General features: G+C 60.1%; 15 protein-coding genes and 1 riboswitch. Of the genes, 6 read left to right on the top strand and 9 right to left on the bottom strand.

Annotated features, from left to right (window positions below):
- Positions 1-648, bottom strand: a complete 648-nt coding sequence (locus tag AC2CHD_RS17905; RefSeq protein WP_484554728.1) for a thiamine diphosphokinase — start codon at positions 646-648, stop codon at positions 1-3.
- A 93-nt stretch (positions 649-741) separates the two neighbouring features.
- A riboswitch (TPP riboswitch) is annotated at positions 742-855 on the top strand.
- A gap of 37 nt (positions 856-892) precedes the next feature.
- Here AC2CHD_RS17905 and thiB point away from each other — a divergent pair.
- The 4 genes from thiB (at position 893) to AC2CHD_RS17885 (ending at position 5,917) form a co-directional block, all read left to right on the top strand.
- A complete protein-coding gene (gene thiB / locus AC2CHD_RS17900; protein WP_484554727.1) occupies positions 893-1,897 on the top strand; it encodes a thiamine ABC transporter substrate binding subunit in 1,005 nt (334 codons plus the stop codon).
- Positions 1,898-1,916: 19 nt separating this feature from the next.
- On the top strand, positions 1,917-3,515 hold the full coding sequence (thiP, locus tag AC2CHD_RS17895) for a thiamine/thiamine pyrophosphate ABC transporter permease (protein ID WP_484554726.1): 1,599 nt from the start codon (positions 1,917-1,919) through the stop codon (positions 3,513-3,515).
- A complete protein-coding gene (thiQ, locus tag AC2CHD_RS17890; protein WP_484554725.1) occupies positions 3,512-4,258 on the top strand; it encodes a thiamine ABC transporter ATP-binding protein in 747 nt (248 codons plus the stop codon). Before thiP ends, thiQ begins: the two co-directional genes overlap by 4 nt.
- Positions 4,259-4,429: 171 nt before the next feature.
- A complete protein-coding gene (locus tag AC2CHD_RS17885) occupies positions 4,430-5,917 on the top strand; it encodes a M48 family metalloprotease (protein ID WP_484554752.1) in 1,488 nt (495 codons plus the stop codon).
- 39 nt (positions 5,918-5,956) lie between these two features.
- On the opposite strand, the gene AC2CHD_RS17880 is transcribed toward AC2CHD_RS17885, so the two are convergent.
- From AC2CHD_RS17880 to AC2CHD_RS17850, 7 genes are all read right to left on the bottom strand, one after another.
- Positions 5,957-6,814: an RNA polymerase factor sigma-32 gene (locus tag AC2CHD_RS17880; RefSeq protein ID WP_484554751.1), complete on the bottom strand. Its 858-nt coding sequence runs from the start codon at positions 6,812-6,814 to the stop codon at positions 5,957-5,959.
- Positions 6,815-7,148: 334 nt separating this feature from the next.
- Positions 7,149-7,721, bottom strand: coding sequence for a CarD family transcriptional regulator (locus AC2CHD_RS17875; protein WP_229449828.1), 573 nt, complete (start codon positions 7,719-7,721; stop codon positions 7,149-7,151).
- A 379-nt stretch (positions 7,722-8,100) separates the two neighbouring features.
- Complete coding sequence (fdxA, locus tag AC2CHD_RS17870) at positions 8,101-8,439, bottom strand: ferredoxin FdxA (protein WP_007007554.1); 339 nt, start codon at positions 8,437-8,439, stop codon at positions 8,101-8,103.
- 138 nt (positions 8,440-8,577) lie between these two features.
- Positions 8,578-8,967, bottom strand: coding sequence for an RNA-binding S4 domain-containing protein (locus AC2CHD_RS17865; RefSeq protein WP_229449827.1), 390 nt, complete (start codon positions 8,965-8,967; stop codon positions 8,578-8,580).
- Between the two features lie 9 nt (positions 8,968-8,976).
- On the bottom strand, positions 8,977-12,012 hold the full coding sequence (locus AC2CHD_RS17860) for a helicase-related protein (protein ID WP_484554724.1): 3,036 nt from the start codon (positions 12,010-12,012) through the stop codon (positions 8,977-8,979).
- Between the two features lie 668 nt (positions 12,013-12,680).
- Positions 12,681-13,400, bottom strand: a complete 720-nt coding sequence (gene phbB / locus AC2CHD_RS17855) for an acetoacetyl-CoA reductase (protein WP_484554723.1) — start codon at positions 13,398-13,400, stop codon at positions 12,681-12,683.
- 108 nt (positions 13,401-13,508) lie between these two features.
- Positions 13,509-14,693 (bottom strand): acetyl-CoA C-acetyltransferase, encoded by a 1,185-nt coding sequence (locus AC2CHD_RS17850; protein ID WP_484554722.1) that lies wholly within the window; start codon positions 14,691-14,693, stop codon positions 13,509-13,511.
- Positions 14,694-14,995: 302 nt separating this feature from the next.
- Between AC2CHD_RS17850 and phaR the strand changes: the two genes are divergently transcribed.
- Both phaR and AC2CHD_RS17840 read left to right on the top strand, forming a co-directional pair.
- The gene (gene phaR, locus AC2CHD_RS17845; RefSeq protein WP_229449823.1) at positions 14,996-15,607 is read left to right on the top strand and encodes a polyhydroxyalkanoate synthesis repressor PhaR; all 612 of its coding nucleotides are present in this window, start codon (positions 14,996-14,998) and stop codon (positions 15,605-15,607) included.
- Between the two features lie 44 nt (positions 15,608-15,651).
- Complete coding sequence (locus tag AC2CHD_RS17840) at positions 15,652-16,080, top strand: ACT domain-containing protein (protein ID WP_484554721.1); 429 nt, start codon at positions 15,652-15,654, stop codon at positions 16,078-16,080.
- A 59-nt stretch (positions 16,081-16,139) separates the two neighbouring features.
- Here the strand turns inward: AC2CHD_RS17840 and rpmF are convergent, their stop codons facing one another.
- The gene (gene rpmF, locus AC2CHD_RS17835) at positions 16,140-16,322 is read right to left on the bottom strand and encodes a 50S ribosomal protein L32 (RefSeq protein ID WP_007007560.1); all 183 of its coding nucleotides are present in this window, start codon (positions 16,320-16,322) and stop codon (positions 16,140-16,142) included.
- Between the last annotated feature and the right edge of the window lie 146 nt (positions 16,323-16,468).

Here is a 16,468-nt window from a genome sequence, read left to right as displayed (position 1 = left end):
TCAGCGTTCTCCGTCATTCAGTAGATGCGCCATGAACAGCGCCCGGCCCTTCATGAGCGTGATGGAAAGGCCGCCATCCGCCACATTGGAAAGCGTGAGCGAGGAACCGAAGGGCACCTCCACGGCATCGAGCGGCCATTTCGCGCCGTCGACCGTGAGGCCGGAAAGCTCCGAAAAGCCGAGGATCGAAAACAGTGTGCCATCAGCATAGGCGAAGCTGTGGCGCCGCCCCGGGACGAGCGGCACGCCTTCCTGATGCCCGCTCGTCAGCTTCGCGGCAATGCCGCGCTCGGAGAGCTGCAATGCCTGCGCGAAATGCAGGAACATGTGGTCGGCCCGTTCGCCACCAAAGGCGCCGGCCAGCAGAAGGCTTGTCGCCCCGGCCTCCAGAGCTGCCGCAATCGCGATCTCGCCGTCGGTCTTGTCCTTCTCGGAGGGAAAGGTGCGGCGCGCCACGTCGACATAGGCATCCTCAAACCCGTCGGGCACGGAATCGAAGTCCCCCACCCAGAGCTCGGGCTTCACATCCAGAAGCGCAGCATGGCGCATGCCCGAATCCGCTGCGATGATGCGGCTGTTGGCGATTTCGGCATCGAGGGCCGGTGTCCGGGTGAGGTCTCCGCCAAGGAGAAGGGTAAATCGGCTCATGGGCGAGGCCCATATCATGCCGGCGAGCCAGCGCCAACGTCGTTTGCGCCATTCAACCCCTTGCGGAGCTGCGCACCGCGCCCTATTTTCCCGGTCGCTCTAACGGGGTGCCGGCGCATTGTCGGCTGAGAGGCTTGGGAAGAACCCAACCAACCCGCGGAACCTGATCCGGCTGATACCGGCGGAGGGATTAGACGCTTTTCATTCAGCGCCTCATTCCCAGACCAGAAAAGAGGAGGCGCAGATGCGCACCACCACCCTGCTTTCCATCCTGGTGCTCGGCACATTGGCCCTTTCCGGGCAGGCAATCGCCCAGGATAAGCTCACGGTGTACACCTATGAGAGCTTCACGTCTGACTGGGGCCCAGGCCCACAGGTGGAAAAGGCGTTTGAGGCGGAATGCGGTTGCGACGTGGAATTCGTTTCGGTCGCCGATGGCGTGGCACTGCTGAACCGTGTCCGGCTTGAGGGCAGCTCCACGAAAGCCGACATTGTGCTCGGCCTCGACAATAATCTTCTCCACGAGGCGCGGGAAACCGGCCTCTTCGCCCCCCACGGTATTGATACGGCCAAGGTAGAGGTGCCGGGCGGCTTTGAGAACGACATTTTCGTTCCCTTCGACTATGGCTACTTCGCCTTCGTCTACGACACCGAAGCCATTGAGACACCACCGGCAAGCCTGAAGGAACTGGTGGAGGCCGAGGGTGATCTGAAGATCGCCATTCAGGACCCGCGCACCTCCACACCGGGCCTAGGTCTTCTGCTCTGGGTCAAGGCCGTCTATGGAGACAAGGCATCAGAAGCCTGGAGCCGGCTGCAGGACAAGGTGCTGACGGTGACACCCGGCTGGAGCGAGGCCTATGGACTGTTCACCAGCGGTGAGGTTCCCATGGTGCTCTCCTACACCACCTCGCCCGCCTATCACCGCATCGCCGAAGACACCGAGCGCTACAAGGCAGCCAGCTTCGCGGAAGGTCACTACCTGCAGGTGGAAGTGGCGGCACAGACGGTTGCGGGCGCGAAGAATCCGCTGTCGCAGAAATTCCTTGCCTTCATGACCGGTCCCGGCTTTCAGGACGCCATTCCCGAAACCAACTGGATGTTCCCGGCCGGAGAAACCTCCGGCAAGTTGAATCCGGTTTTCGATGAACTCGTCAAACCGACCAAAACGCTCGAGTTCCCGCCTGAAGAGGTGGCAAAGAACCGGAAGACATGGGTCGATGAGTGGCTTTCGGTGATGAGCCGCTAAGCACACCCCGGTGCCAGCCATGGACAGACGCATAACCGCAGGGCGTGTCGCGCTAGCGGCCGTCGGCCTGCTTGTCAGCGGAGCCTTTATCGGCCTCGCATTGGAAGCGGCACGCCAGGGTTCTGGCGTGCTGGATGCGTTCGATGCATGGCTTCTGCGCATTGCCCGTTTCACGCTCTGGCAGGCCCTGCTTTCCACGCTGCTCTCGGTGCTCCCTTCGATCCTTCTGGCGCGTGCGCTGGCGCGGCATCCGGCCTTTCCGGGCCGCGCCTTCATCCTGCGCCTGTTCGCCGTGCCGCTTGCGCTGCCAGCCATTGTCGCTGCCCTTGGCGTGCTCGCGCTCTATGGCCGCGCGGGCTTCTTCGCGCCATTCCTGTCGGTCGCCTTCAACGAGCACTGGCCTGGCATCTATGGCCTTTCGGGCATTCTGGTCGCCCATGTCTTCTTCAACCTGCCGCTCGCAACGCGGCTCTTCCTGAACGCGCTTGAAAGCGTGCCGGCAGACCAGTGGCGTCTTGCAGCCCAGCTTGGCATGGGCGCGCGAGCCTCGTTCCGGTTTCTCGAATGGCCGGCCATGCGCGCTGCCCTGCCCGGCATTGCCGGGCTCGTTTTCATGCTGTGCGTCACGTCCTTCACCATCGTCTTGCTACTCGGAGGGGGCCCGCGCGCGACCACACTCGAAGTGGCGATTTATCAGGCCTTGCGCTTCGACTTCGACCCTGCCCGTGCACTGGTGCTCACCCTCATTCAGGTGGCCTTGGCGGGCAGCATCGTGTTGGCAATGAGCCGCCTCGGCGCATCCTTCAGCGGCGACGCAAACCTCCCCGTCGCACCCCGACGGATCGTCTGGCATACGCCCGCAGAGACCGGTTTTAACGCAGCCCTCATCCTTATCGGGCTCTTCTTCGTTGCAGGGCCGATGGCGGCAACCGTGGTCGCTGGCCTGAAAGCCGATCTCGGACGCCTTGCCACCGAAAGCGCGGTCTTTGCGGCCACGGCCACCAGCCTTGTTTTCGCGAGCCTGTCGGCCCTCCTCTGCCTCATCCTGTCACTGGCACTGGTCGCCGCCCGGCGCGCGCTGGAAATGAAACGCGGCGCCCTGCCCGCAACCCTGCTGGAGCGCGCAACCGACAGCGGTGCTGCCATGGTGCTCATCGTTCCGCCGCTGGTCATCGGTGCTGGCTGGTTTATTCTCCTGCGCCATGTGGGCAATGTCTTCGCCTTCGCGCCGGTCATGGTCGTCACGGTCAATGCGGTGATGGCCATGCCCTTCGCCATCCGTGCCATTCGTCCGGCTTATGATGCCGCCAGCGCCCGCCATGAAAGACTGTGTCTCTCACTTGGCATTACCGGGTGGAGCAGGCTACGCCTTGTCGACTGGCCTGCGCTCAAACGTCCCGCTGCCACCGCACTCGCCTTCGCTGCCGCCCTATCTCTGGGCGATCTCGGCGTCATCGCCCTGTTCGGCTCCGATCAGGTCCAGACGCTGCCCTATCTCCTGCTGCAGCGCATGGGCAGCTACCGCACGGCAGATGCCGCCGGCCTCGCTCTTTTCCTGGGGCTTCTCTGTCTGGCATTGATGTTCATCGCCGATCGTCTCGGCAGGGAGAAGACATGATCAAGACCGCCGCTGGACATGGCGCGCAAATCGCTCTGGAAGCGCTGCAATTCGCTTATCCGGGGGGGAGGCCGATGGCGTTCGAGGCGACAATCGCGCCATCCGATATTGTGGCCGTTATGGGCCCAAGCGGTTCGGGCAAATCGACGCTGCTCAGTCTGATAGCCGGCTTCGAGAACCCCACCGCGGGCCGTGTCCTCATAAATGGCGAAGATGTTTCCCGGCTCAATCCTCACCGCAGGCCTGTTTCCATGGTGTTTCAGGAAAACAATCTCTTCGCGCATCTCACCGTCGCCCAGAATGTGGGGCTTGGCCGCTCTGCTTCCCTGAGATTGACCGAGGAAGACCGGGCAGCGGTTTCGGATGCGCTTGCCAGAACCGGCCTCGCCGGCAAGGAAGACCGCTTACCCCAGGCGCTCTCGGGCGGAGAGCGCCAACGTGTGGCGCTTGCGCGCGTATTGATTCGCAGACGCCCCGTCCTTCTGATGGACGAGCCCTTCGCTTCGCTCGGACCTGCCCTGCGTGATGAGATGCTCGATCTCATCACCGAGCTGCACGCCGCGCAAGGAATGACAATTCTGATGGCGACGCATGATCCACGCGATGCAGAGCGGCTTTGCAAAACGATGATCTTCGTGGAAGAAGGACAGGTTTCCGCCATTGGCACAACCGATGCGTTCATCTCTGGCAAGGCATCGGAAGCCTTCAACCGCTATATAGGCGCACGCCGGGAAATCAATTAAGCTCCAAGAAATGGATTCCCCTTTTGCAGCTTATGCGCTAGACGATGCCCCCGATGGGACATGATGCAATGCTGAGGGAACCAAAAGCGCGGCTGGCTCGTTGAGGCTGGTCATGCTTTGGACAAGATCAACCGGAAGGACATTCACTTGTCCAATCGAGCGCCCGCTACCATGAACTTCCTGCCGCCCGCGCGGTCATCGTCGCGCAAAACTGTCCTGGTCCTGACGCTCACCGCGCTCCTCTCCGGCTGCCAGATGATCCCGACCGACACGGGCAGTTTCATGCCATCCTCCAACCCGGTCACGGTGGACACGGTGACACGCGGTGACAGGCTGGCACGTCTCGCCCGCCAGCAGCACCCACGTATCCTCCAGACCTATGGCGGCGAGTATTCCGACGCGAAGCTCGAGCGAATGGTGGCCAAGGTCGTCGGCTCGCTGACGTTGGACGAACAAAACACCGGCGCCGCCTATCGGATCACGATACTCAATTCACCGAACGTGAACGCGTTCGCCCTGCCCGGCGGCTACCTTTATGTCACACGCGGGCTCTTGGCGCTTGCCAATGATTCGGCGGAGCTCGCTGCTGTCCTGGCCCATGAAATGGCACACGTGACCGCCAATCATGGCATCGAGAGGCAGAAACTGGAGGCGGAAGAAAAATTCGCTTCCAAGGTGGTCAATGAAGTGGTGGGCGGTCGCGATCAGGCGGCGCAGGCTGCACTGGTTCGCGGCAAATTGCGGCTTGCGCAATTCTCCCGAAACCAGGAGCTTGAAGCCGACCGTATTGGCATTCGCACCACCTCCCATGCCGGCTACGACGCGTTCGCCGCGGCTCGTTTCCTGCAAGCGATGGACGCCTATCAGGGCTTTCGCAGCGTCAGCGGCGCGACGGACGCCAGCCTCGACTTTCTGGCCAGCCACCCCAACGCCCCACGCCGCATCGAGCTCGCGCAACGCCATGCCCGTGAACTTCAACAGCCCAACGCGGCGGGCAAGCGAGACCGCGATTCCTTCCTCGCTGGTATCGACGGCATGATCTACGGCGATTCCCCGGAAGAAGGGTTTGTGCGCGGACGCGACTTTCTTCATCCAAGGCTCGGCGTCGCCTTCCGCGTTCCCCAGGGCTTCATCATCGACAACTCAGCGAAAGCAGTCACCGCCGTCGGACCCGAGGACATCGCCGTGCGTTTCGATGGAGCCACCGTTCCGCAGGGAACATCCCTGACCGATTATCTGACGAGTGGCTGGGTTGCCGGGCTTGAGCCCGAAACAATCCGGACCCTCACCATCAATGGCTACCCGGCCGCCAAGGGACGCGCCAGCGCCGATGGCTGGCAGTTCGATGTGACGGTGATCCGTTCGGGCGGACAGGTCTATCGCCTGCTGACCGCCGCCCCCGCAACGAGCGGCGAACTTGAAAAGGTTGCCGATTCTGTCGGTCAGAGTTTCCGTGTGCTCAATGAGGCGGAACGCGCGGCGCTCACCCCCCTGCGGATCCGCGTGGTCACGGTTCAGCCTGGCGAAACGTTGGCTTCGCTGGCTGCACGCATGCGCGGCGTGGATCGGAAGGTAGAGCTTTTCCGACTGCTGAATGCTCTCGGACCCGGAGCGTCACCTTCAGCGGGCACCAAGGTGAAGATCGTCACCGATCAATAGCATTTGCCATTTGTCATATCTTTCAGAGCGCCGTTTGTTTCAGGCTGCGCCCCCAAGGAGCGCGGGATGCTCGCGAACAAGCACGCCGCGCAACTTCTCGATCGCCCTGCTTTCGATCTGACGAACACGTTCCTTTGATATTCCGAGCGCGGTCCCGAGCGCCTCAAGCGTCGCCCCCTCGTCTGACAACCGGCGCTCGCGTATGATCTGTAATTCGCGCCGATCCAGAACATTGAGCGCCTTGGCGAGCCACACCGCACGCCGCTCACCGTCGATCATGTGCTCGACGGTTTCATCCACGGGATCGGCATCGGAAGGTATAAACTCCATCCGCTCCGCAGACGCCTCGCCTTCATCGCGCATCGGTGCGTTGAGAGACAAGTCGGGTCCGGACAGCCTCGCATCCATCATCGCCACGTCGGCGGTTGAAACGCCAAGAAGTTTGGCCGCCTCTTCGTGAATCTCGGCAGAAGTCCCCATGCTTTTCTGGAGCTTTGCCCTCAGGCGTCGGAACTTGAAGAAAAGCGCCTTCTGGGCGGAACTCGTCCCACCGCGCACGATCGACCAGTTGCGCAAGACATAGTCCTGCATCGAGGCGCGTATCCACCATGTCGCATATGTGGAGAAACGGACGCCGCGTTCGGGATCAAACCGGGCTGCAGCCTCCAGGAGCCCGATATGCCCCTCCTGTATGAGGTCAGCCATCGGAAGTCCAAAGTTTCGAAAACGGCCAGCCATGGCGATAACCAGGCGCATATGAGCGACGGTCAGTTGATGCAGCGCTTGCTGATCCTGTGTTTTCGACCAGCGTTTTGCCAGATCTTGTTCTTCTTCCAGCGCCAGATATGGCGCTTTCATCGCATTCTCGATCAGTTTGCGTTCCGCCCGGTCTTGCATCATGCACTCCCGCGTTACGAGCCAGCCTCCGACAACGGAGAGCGGGCCACCAAGCCCACACGCACTGGCTTAGCCATGCGCTGTCCAAACATTCCAAGCGTCGCTGACGCCCGTTCAAACATGCGCGGCCGCGCCAGTGGCGGAGGTCTCGCCGGCGGTAGAAGGCCTTTTGAAAGCACCGTGAATAGGGTTTCTCAGGCCTAGGCAACGAGACATCACTTAAAGTAACGAGTCGGAAACACGAAAAGTTCCAGCCGCGAGCGCGTATGACACCGAACAACAAAAAACCCGGCTAGAGAGCCGGGTTCCTTGGAAAGTGTTTGGGAGGGACGTTTTACGCCGCTTCGTCCTTCTCGGCTTCCTCATTGTCGGCTTTCGCACCACGGCGCGGACCCTTGTTCAGGTTCGTCTCGATCAGGCGCACGGCTTCGGTTTCCGACATGCGATTGACGGCCGCAATCTCGCGCGCCATGCGGTCGAGTGCGGCTTCATAGAGCTGACGCTCCGAATAGGACTGCTCCGGCTGATTGTCGGCACGATAAAGATCGCGCACGACTTCCGAAATGGAGATCAGGTCACCCGAATTGATCTTTGCATCATACTCCTGGGCGCGGCGCGACCACATGGTGCGCTTCACGCGGGCACGGCCCTGGACGACCTTGAGCGCACGATCGACATAATCAGTTTCGGAAAGCTTGCGCATGCCAATGGACGTCGCCTTGGCGACCGGAACCTTGAGGCGCATCTTGTCCTTCTGAAAATCGATGACGAACAATTCCAGCTTGTGACCGGCGACTTCCTGCTCTTCGATCGTAACGATCTGCCCGACGCCGTGCGCCGGATACACGATATATTCGCCAGTCTTGAATCCCTGACGCTGCGCCGATTTCTTCTGCTGGGTGGTCATCCGCCTAACACTCCTGTTCTAGTGGGGCATGCCGGCATCGCCTCGCCTCGACGATAACCTATGCCCATACGCCTGCCGGCTTTTCGGACGCACGAGAAATTTTAAGCTCTGGGAAATGGTGACAGCCCTGTACCGAAGGCCCGCCACGCAAACCAATACACCCTGACCCAGATAGCCCCGGTCCGGATTTTGAGCCCCACCTTTCAGTGATTAGTCTGTGTGCGCCATCAAAAGACGTGTTGTCACCGGCATGATTTCGTGAAGCTACCACAAAAAGCCGAAAGAATCAAGAATTTGACGCATGTGCGAAGATGTCGCGGCAGAATCCTGCGCGATTGCCACGTCTATTTGCATTATGCCCCACGGACGTAAAGTGGGTTCAATCTCCTTCGCCGGGCTCCGGCGAAAAGTACTGCTCCAGCTTGTTTTCGACGCCATCAAATTCCTTGGCGTCTGCCGGAGGCTCTTTCTTAGCGGTGATGTTGGGCCATTTTTCGGCATATTCGGAATTCAGCTGAAGCCAGCTATCCAGACCTGGCTCAGTATCGGGCTTGATCGCCTCTGCCGGGCATTCCGGTTCACAAACACCGCAGTCGATGCACTCATCCGGATGGATGACGAGCATGTTTTCACCCTCATAGAAACAGTCCACCGGACAAACTTCTATACAGTCCATGTACTTGCACTTGATGCAATTGTCGGTGACGATATAGGTCATTGGTGCTCTCGGCTGACAGCTTCTTGGAATGTCGAGAGGTGAGGTATCGCCTTTGAAGGGCGGTTGCAAGGCCCGTTATTGCGCCGCAATCGTCGCAGGCGAAATCCCATTCCTACCTTTGGAGACCTGTTTTCGGATTCAGCCGTCGTCGCGCCACCGATCGAGCGCGCGACGCTCCTTCTTGGTCGGGCGTCCGGTCCCCAGATCACGCTTTGGCGGCTGTGACGCTACCAGGATCTCTTTGGGCGGGGCAGGCGGAGTCATGTCTTCATAGAGCAGACGTGCCTCTTCCGCGGGGCCACGCCGCGCCCCAGGCGCCAGAACACGGTATACAAGGATACGCCGGTCAAGAGAGATGGTGAGCACGTCGCCCACCTTGATCTGGTAGGCGGCCTGCTCGATCTTGTTGCGATTGACCCGAACTCGTCCCGCCTGTGCGAGCTTGGCAGCGAGTGAGCGTGATTTCACCACCCGTGCAAAGAACAGCCACTTATCGATGCGCTGCCGTTCTAAAGCTGTCCCGCTCATTGCATGGCGCTACTTCTTCAACTGGTCCTTCAGTGCAGCGAGCTTGGCAAAGGGTGAATCCGGATCGATCCGAGCCGGCCGCTCCTCGCGCGGACGATGCGCAGCTCCTTTGCGTTTAAAGCTCTGCTTGTCACCGTCCTTGCGTGGAGGTTTGCCTCGCTTTTGGGCCCCCTCGCGTTCCTGACGCCCGCGCCCCTGCTGGCGCGGACTTCCCTTGCCCGCACCATGGCGCTTTCGCCCATCGAAACGAGCCTGCCGCCAGATGAGAACCGGCTTCGGTTCTTCTTCCTCGACGGATGCATTTTCGGCCGAAGCCTCGGAAGCAGGCGCTTCAGCCACAGCCTCAGCTGCTGCATCCGCGGTGGTCTCAGCAGCCGCAGGCGTTGCGGTCTCGGCGGGTGTCTCCGCCACAACGGTCTCTGCCTCTGCTCCCTCATTTGGCTGGGCAGTGGCCACCTCGGTCGCCGCGGCAGTTTCCGTCCCCTCAGCCACGGGCGCGGCTGATTTGAGTTCCTCGGCCTTTTGTGTGGCTTCCTTTTCCGCAGCCGCCTCGTCGAGCGCCTTCAGATGCGCGGCCACCTCTTCAGCTGATTTCGGCTCTCCACGATAGCCCAGCCCCTTGAGGATCGCTTCCATATCGTCAGCGGTCGCACCAAGAATGGACATCATTGCCGGCGTGACCACAAAGGCCGCACCGTCATAACCGCCTTCAGGCCGTGCGCCCGCTCCCGGCTTCCACGACAGCGCAGGTCGAATAAGATCTGCAAGGCGCTCAAGAATATCGACACGCACCGCGCGGCGGCCGAGATTGCGATAGCCGGCGAGCCCGTAAAACGCCTTTTCAAAGGTCGGATCGGTGACGATAGACGTGCGCCCCGCGGCAAGCGCGTTCACGACATCCCCATAGCCCGACTTGTCTTTAGCGTCGTTTTTCAGCGCCCACAGAAGTGTCAGAAGCCCTGCAGGAGCGGGTTTGATCAGCGCAGGAACAAAGATGTGATAAGCACCAAAGCGCACGCCGAGGCGGCGCAACGAGGCACGCGCGTCCTGATCGAGAGCGCGAACGTCTTCGGCCACATTGCGTCGATTGAGCACGCCGAAATTCTCGGCAAGCTGGAAGGCGATGCCGCGCGCCATTCCTGAAAGACTTTCGGTGTTGCGAAGGTCCACCAAGGGCTTCAGTAGCGACTCGATCTGATATGTCACAAAGCGTTCGGCACGGGCAGCCACCTTGTCGCGTGCCGGCCCGGTAAGCTGCTCATCTGCCAGAAGCACCACACGCGGCTTTAATGCATCCTCGCCAGCCACCAGGGTTGCGATAGGCTGTCCGAGCCAACGCAGCAGACCATCAGAATCGAGCGCCAGATCTCCATTGCCCGATGAGGCAAAACGCTCCGCACGAGCTTCATACTCGGCCGCGAGCGCTTTTTGCGCGGCTGCCTTGACGGCGCGCGCATCCTCGCCCTCCGCCGAACGGTCGGCAGTAAAGCGGAACCCTAGCATCTCACCAACATGGTGCCCCTCGACAAGGACTTCGCCAACGGGGCTGATTTCTGCTTCCGGCATTGCATTCTCTCTCAGGCGCTTCATGAGCACGGAAGTCCTGCGGTCCACAAAGCGTTTCGTCAATCGCTCATGCAGCGCATCGGACAAACTGTCCTCAATCTCTCGTGTTTTTTCTTGCCAGTGTGTCGCATCGGCCAACCATCCGGGCCGATGCGAGACAAATGTCCATGTGCGGATCTGCGCGATCCGCTGCGATAAAGTGTCGATGTCCCCCTCGGTAGACGAGGCACGTTTGACCTGTTCAGCCATATAGTCTTCATCGACATGGCCCATTCGCGCCAGATCAGAAAAGACTGCACCAACAATTTCCGCGTGCTGGGCCGGTGCTATACGCCGGTAATCGGGCAGCACACAGGCTTCCCACAGAAGCCCGACGCGTTCACGCCCTTCCGCCAGCTTGCGTATGTCCTCATCCCGCGACAGGAATTCGAGCACTTTGGCATCCGCAGCAGGCAGTGCGCGAGTGAGTCCCTCAACCGGAGGCGGCATATCAAGAGATGCCTTGAGAGCGTCAACGCTTGAAAAGTCGAACGCGGCCGTGCGCCATTGCAGCACCTTGACCGGATCAAACTCATGCGCCTCGATACGATGGACCAGCTCATCGGCGAGTGGGTCCACCTGGCCCGTCACACCAAAGGTTCCGTCCCTCAAATGTCGGCCTGCACGTCCGGCGATCTGGCCGAGTTCCGACGGATTGAGGTCGCGATACTGGAAACCGTCGAACTTGCGGTTTTGCGCAAAGGCAACGTGGTCCACATCGAGGTTGAGCCCCATGCCGATGGCATCCGTCGCCACCAGATAGTCAACATCGCCGGATTGATAGAGCGCCACCTGCGCATTTCGGGTGCGCGGGCTCAACGCGCCAAGCACCACGGCGACACCGCCGCGCTGGCGGCGGATCAGTTCGCCGATCGCATAAACCTCATCGGAGGAAAAGGCCACGATGGCCGAGCGACGCGGCAGCCGCGTGATCTTGCGCGAACCGGAATAGGTAAGCACCGACATGCGCGGCCGGGTTATGACCGAAAGACCCGGCAGCAGCTTTTCCAGGATGCCGCGCATCGTACCGGCACCGAGCAGCAGCGTTTCCTCGCGGCCCCGCAGGTGCAGGATGCGGTCGGTGAAGATATGCCCGCGCTCGAGATCAGCGGCAAGCTGCACTTCGTCGATGGCGACAAAGGCCACATCCGCCTCACGCGGCATTGCCTCCACAGTACACACCGAGAAGCGCGCGCCCGGCGGCGATATCTTTTCCTCGCCGGTGATCAACGCCACATGCTGCTCACCCACTTTGGCGACAACACGCGTGTAAACCTCGCGAGCCAACAGGCGCAGTGGCAGGCCTATTATCCCGCTCGAATGCGCCACCATACGCTCAATGGCGAGATGCGTCTTGCCCGTGTTGGTAGGGCCGAGGATGGCTGTGACGTTGCGCCCCGAAAGTGTCCGGGGACTGGCATTCTGATTCTGGAAATTCATAGGGCCCGGAAAGCCGTCTACCTCAGCGAAAAAAGGCGAGCACACGGGTTAGCACGCTTTGCCTTCGCATTCCAAGGCAAGACTGACACTCCGCCGACAAAGCCTGCCAAAACGGGCAGGAGAAAAATTTGATTGTTAAGGTTTAGAACGAGTCTGGAACGAATCAGCGACGAATCACTGACTTCGAGTGTTTCCCGTTTTGTTCACCCCAATATGCTGTGCATCGCTCAGCACGTGGGCCTACATGCTGAATCGACACCTTGCCCAAATGGTATGAAACCGGGGATGAGCGTTAACTTTTGAGCGAAAGGCAGAGGACCGCGTCTCTTCTTCCCTAACAAGCATAAGATTTTGTTAGGAAAATTTGCTGAGCGGTTAACGGGTTTTCGACGCTTCGAAGACCCACGCGTTAACACTTCGACCAAACCCGGAACGAATCGGCGACGAATCAGTGATACCAGAATGTTCCTGGTACGTTCGCCACTACATCTGGTGTTTTCCACCAGCTGTCGACAGATAAGGAACAGCTTATCCACAGGACCGAAGTGTCAGGATGAATGTCGCGTTAACCAAATTGCTTCAATTTGATACAGAGATACGCAAGGCACGACGCTCGCTTTTCTCCACAGCACCCGGTCATCCAGCCGCGCAACGCAGCAGTTTTTCCTTCAGACGAAGTACTGTCCGCCATTGACCGTCAATGTCGACCCGGTCATGAACCCGGCCTCGTCCGAAACCAGAAAAAGCACGGATCTTGCAATCTCCGAGGCCTCGCCCAACCGCCCCACCGGGATCTGGGCGATGATTTTCTCGCGCACGGCTTCCGGCACAGCCATCACCATGTCTGTGGCGATATAGCCCGGGCAGATCGCGTTCACTGTCACATTGAATCGCGCCCCCTCCTGGGCCAATGCCTTGGTGAAACCGATCTCGCCGGCCTTGGCCGCCGAGTAGTTGGCCTGCCCCATCTGGCCCTTCTGACCGTTGATGGAAGATATATTGACGATGCGACCGAACCTGCGTGAGCGCATACCGGCAAAAACCTGATGCGTCATGTTGAAGACGCCGTTGAGATTGACATCGACAACCGCGCGCCAGTCTTCCACCGTCATCTTGTGGAACATCACATCCCGCGTGATTCCGGCATTGTTGACCAGAACGTCCACCGGCCCGAGATCGGCTTCGATCTTCGCAACACCTTCGGCACAGGCATCATAATCGGCGATCGACCATTTGTAGGCGGCAATGCCGGTTTCCTCGGCAAACCGCGCCGCCGCCTCGTCATTGCCCGCGTAATTCACCGCGACCCGATAGCCAGCACCCCTGAGGGCTGTTGCTATTGCCGCGCCAATGCCACGGGTTCCACCGGTAACAAGTGCCGTCTTCATGCAGGTCGCCTCCCTGAAAATGAATCGTCCCCGCCGCCTTCGCCCCATTGTGCCTGAGCGATAAGCCGGCTGGCACGCGACGTCTGCCGCCGCGTGCCGGCAAACAATCTACAGCGCTTCCACGCACATGGCGACGCCCATTCCGCCGCCAATGCAAAGCGTCGCCAGCCCCTTCTTCGCGCCCCGGCGGCGCATCTCGAAGGCCAGCGTGTTGAAAATGCGTGTGCCCGAAGCTCCAATCGGATGGCCGATGGCGATCGCTCCGCCATTCACGTTCACGATCTCCGGGTTCCAGCCCATATCCTTGTTCACGGCACAGGCCTGTGCGGCAAAGGCCTCGTTGGCTTCGACCAGATCGAGATCTTCCGCCTTCCAGCCTGCCTTTTCCAGCGCACGGCGCGAAGCGGGGATCGGCCCCGTGCCCATGATCGCCGGATCGACACCTGCCGTTGCCCAGGACGCGATGCGTACGAGCGGCGTCAAACCACGGCGCTCCGCCTCGCTTTCGCGCATCAGAACCACCGCAGCAGCACCGTCATTGATGCCTGATGCATTGGCCGCCGTCACGGTGCCCTCTTTGTCGAAGGCCGGACGCAGCTTCTGCATACCCTCAAGGGTCGCGCCATGACGGATATACTCATCCTCCGAAATGACCGTCTCCCCCTTGCGGCTCTTCACGGTCACGGGCACGATCTCGTCCTTGAAACGCCCGGCCTTCTGAGCGGCCTCCGCCTTGTTCTGCGAGGCGAGCGCAAAGGCGTCCTGCTCCTCACGCGTGATCTGAAACTGCCGCGCCACGTTCTCCGCCGTGATACCCATATGATAGCCGTTAAAGGCATCCCAAAGGCCGTCGCGGATCATCGTGTCGATCATGGCGTAATCGCCCATCTTCACCCCGGCACGCAGATAGGCGCAATGCGGCGAGAGCGTCATGGATTCCTGCCCGCCGGCCACGATGATGTCGGCATCGCCCGTAGCGATCTGCTGCATTCCGATGGCGATGGTGCGCAAGCCCGAACCACAGACCTGATTGAGCACCCAGGCGGTTGTCTCCTTCGGCAGGCCGGCTGCGACCGAAGCCTGACGTGCCGGGTTCTGCCCCTGACCCGCGGTCAGCACCTGACCGAGAATGACCTCATTCACCTCTTCAGGCGCCACACCAGCGCGTGAAAGCGCTTCCTTGATGGCAGTGGCGCCCAGTTCGTGCGCTGGCACGGTGGCAAACGATCCGTTGAAAGAACCGACCGGTGTCCGAGCGGCACTGGCGACGACGATGGCTTCAGCTGTCGACATGAAGGCTTCTCCCGTGAAAAGGCGATACGTAAAATTGCGCAGCCCGTGCAACGGACTGACTTCATCCGCATTTGTCGCGGCTAATAAGTGACGAGTCAAACGGTAGTGTGCAGCGCAACAACTGTTGCGCGTCGCCGAAGAAAAGCGACCGCGTCTTCGCCCCTGCGAAAACCGCTTTCATTCGACCGGATTTTGCGCATATCCTGCCCCTGGTCCTTGAATCCAGGGCATCGTTATTCCAGGTCGACGGAAGAGACGACCGGAAGCGACGCCATAGACACCGTGCTACGGGGAGGTCAGTAATGCCAGCCAAGGACGACCCGATCGTCATCAAGAAATACGCCAATCGCCGTCTCTACAACACCGGCACCAGCACCTATGTGACGCTGGAAGATCTCGCTGAAATGGTGAAACGCGATGAAAATTTCGTCGTGCAGGACGCCAAATCCGGCGACGACATCACCCATTCGGTTCTGACCCAGATCATTTTTGAATTGGAGAATGACCGCAACGGACAGAACATGCTGCCCGTATCCTTCTTGCGCCAGCTCATCGCCTTTTACGGCGATCAGATGCAGATGGTTGTTCCAAGCTTTCTCGAACAATCCATGATGGCCTTCTCGAAAGAGCAGGAGCGCATGCGTGAGCAGATGAACAAGGCCTTTGGGACCTCCTCGATGGACATGATGGGCATGTCAGCTCCAATGAAAATGGTGGAAGAGCAGACACGCCGAAACATCGAGATGTTTCAAAATGCAATGCGCATGTTCACACCGATGTCTGGCGCTTCCGAGCCACCCGCGGCTCCGGAAAGGGACGCGGGCAATGACACGCACCGCTCCGACGATCTGAAAGATTTACGAGAGCAGATTGCCGCGATGCAACGCAAGATTGATTCAATGGGCGATTCCTGACCTGAAGCTCTTCCCCAACTGAACTTCCCTTCGGACTGCACGAGATGACCGACCCTGTGCGCGACCGGCATTCTATGCTTTCAGGCCTGACGCCGGTGCTGAGTGAGGGCATCTATGTTTTCTGCAGCGTCCCCCGCCAGGATACCTCTGAGACGCTCCTCAAGGACGCGCTCTGCGTTTTCAAGGAAGAGGAGGGAACGACGCTCGTCGTCTCCCTGCAAAGCGCCAGGGCACATGGCTTTGACACAGATATGCCGATGCGCCGGATCGTCCTTGGCGTCTATTCGGCGCTAGATGGTGTGGGGCTAACCGCTTCCGTGGCCACGGCGCTGGCAGAGGAAGGCATTCCTTGCAATGTGATCGCTGCTTTCCATCACGACCATGTATTCGTGCCCGAACAGCTTGCGGAAAAAGCCCTTTCTGTCCTTCACGACGTTCAGCAGCGCGCTGAGGTGAATGCGGCAAATGGGTAGCCCAAACGAAAAAGGCCGGTCAAAGACCGGCCTTTCCGCAATTCACTGGAGAAAGTCGCTCATGCGTCCTTCGGCTCCAGAACCTGGCGACCGCGATACATGCCGGTCTTCAGGTCGATGTGGTGCGGACGACGCAGCTCGCCCGAATTCTTGTCTTCGACATAGGTCGGTGCCTTGATGGCATCGGCCGAGCGGCGCATGCCGCGCTTCGAAGGCGTCGTTTTCCTTTTTGGTACAGCCATTGTCCTGCTCCGCTAATCGGTCAAAGGCCGTTGCGGCCCCTTGATCCAGGGCCCAGCATCTCGGCCGGGAATTGGAAGTCGGCGTGCCTATACACGTCAAAACGGCCTTTGGCCAGTGGGTCGCAACGCATTTTTTTGGAGAATTG

The sequence above is a fragment of the Nitratireductor sp. ATLC21 genome (assembly GCF_057196525.1).
This window is presented reverse-complemented; position numbering and strand designations above follow the sequence as displayed.

Excerpts from the sequence above, each read along its gene's own strand:
- phbB (WP_484554723.1), bottom strand. The coding sequence starts at position 13,400 with ATGAAGACGGCACTTGTTACCGGTGGAACCCGTGGCATTGGCGCGGCA.
- AC2CHD_RS17865 (WP_229449827.1), bottom strand. The coding sequence starts at position 8,967 with ATGAGCGGGACAGCTTTAGAACGGCAGCGCATCGATAAGTGGCTGTTC.
- phaR (WP_229449823.1), top strand. The coding sequence starts at position 14,996 with ATGCCAGCCAAGGACGACCCGATCGTCATCAAGAAATACGCCAATCGC.
- thiQ (WP_484554725.1), top strand. The coding sequence starts at position 3,512 with ATGATCAAGACCGCCGCTGGACATGGCGCGCAAATCGCTCTGGAAGCG.
- AC2CHD_RS17905 (WP_484554728.1), bottom strand. The coding sequence starts at position 648 with ATGAGCCGATTTACCCTTCTCCTTGGCGGAGACCTCACCCGGACACCG.
- AC2CHD_RS17880 (WP_484554751.1), bottom strand. The coding sequence starts at position 6,814 with ATGCAAGACCGGGCGGAACGCAAACTGATCGAGAATGCGATGAAAGCG.
- thiP (WP_484554726.1), top strand. The coding sequence starts at position 1,917 with ATGGACAGACGCATAACCGCAGGGCGTGTCGCGCTAGCGGCCGTCGGC.
- AC2CHD_RS17885 (WP_484554752.1), top strand. The coding sequence starts at position 4,430 with ATGAACTTCCTGCCGCCCGCGCGGTCATCGTCGCGCAAAACTGTCCTG.
- AC2CHD_RS17875 (WP_229449828.1), bottom strand. The coding sequence starts at position 7,721 with ATGACCACCCAGCAGAAGAAATCGGCGCAGCGTCAGGGATTCAAGACT.
- AC2CHD_RS17860 (WP_484554724.1), bottom strand. The coding sequence starts at position 12,012 with ATGAATTTCCAGAATCAGAATGCCAGTCCCCGGACACTTTCGGGGCGC.
- fdxA (WP_007007554.1), bottom strand. The coding sequence starts at position 8,439 with ATGACCTATATCGTCACCGACAATTGCATCAAGTGCAAGTACATGGAC.
- AC2CHD_RS17850 (WP_484554722.1), bottom strand. The coding sequence starts at position 14,693 with ATGTCGACAGCTGAAGCCATCGTCGTCGCCAGTGCCGCTCGGACACCG.
- thiB (WP_484554727.1), top strand. The coding sequence starts at position 893 with ATGCGCACCACCACCCTGCTTTCCATCCTGGTGCTCGGCACATTGGCC.
- rpmF (WP_007007560.1), bottom strand. The coding sequence starts at position 16,322 with ATGGCTGTACCAAAAAGGAAAACGACGCCTTCGAAGCGCGGCATGCGC.
- AC2CHD_RS17840 (WP_484554721.1), top strand. The coding sequence starts at position 15,652 with ATGACCGACCCTGTGCGCGACCGGCATTCTATGCTTTCAGGCCTGACG.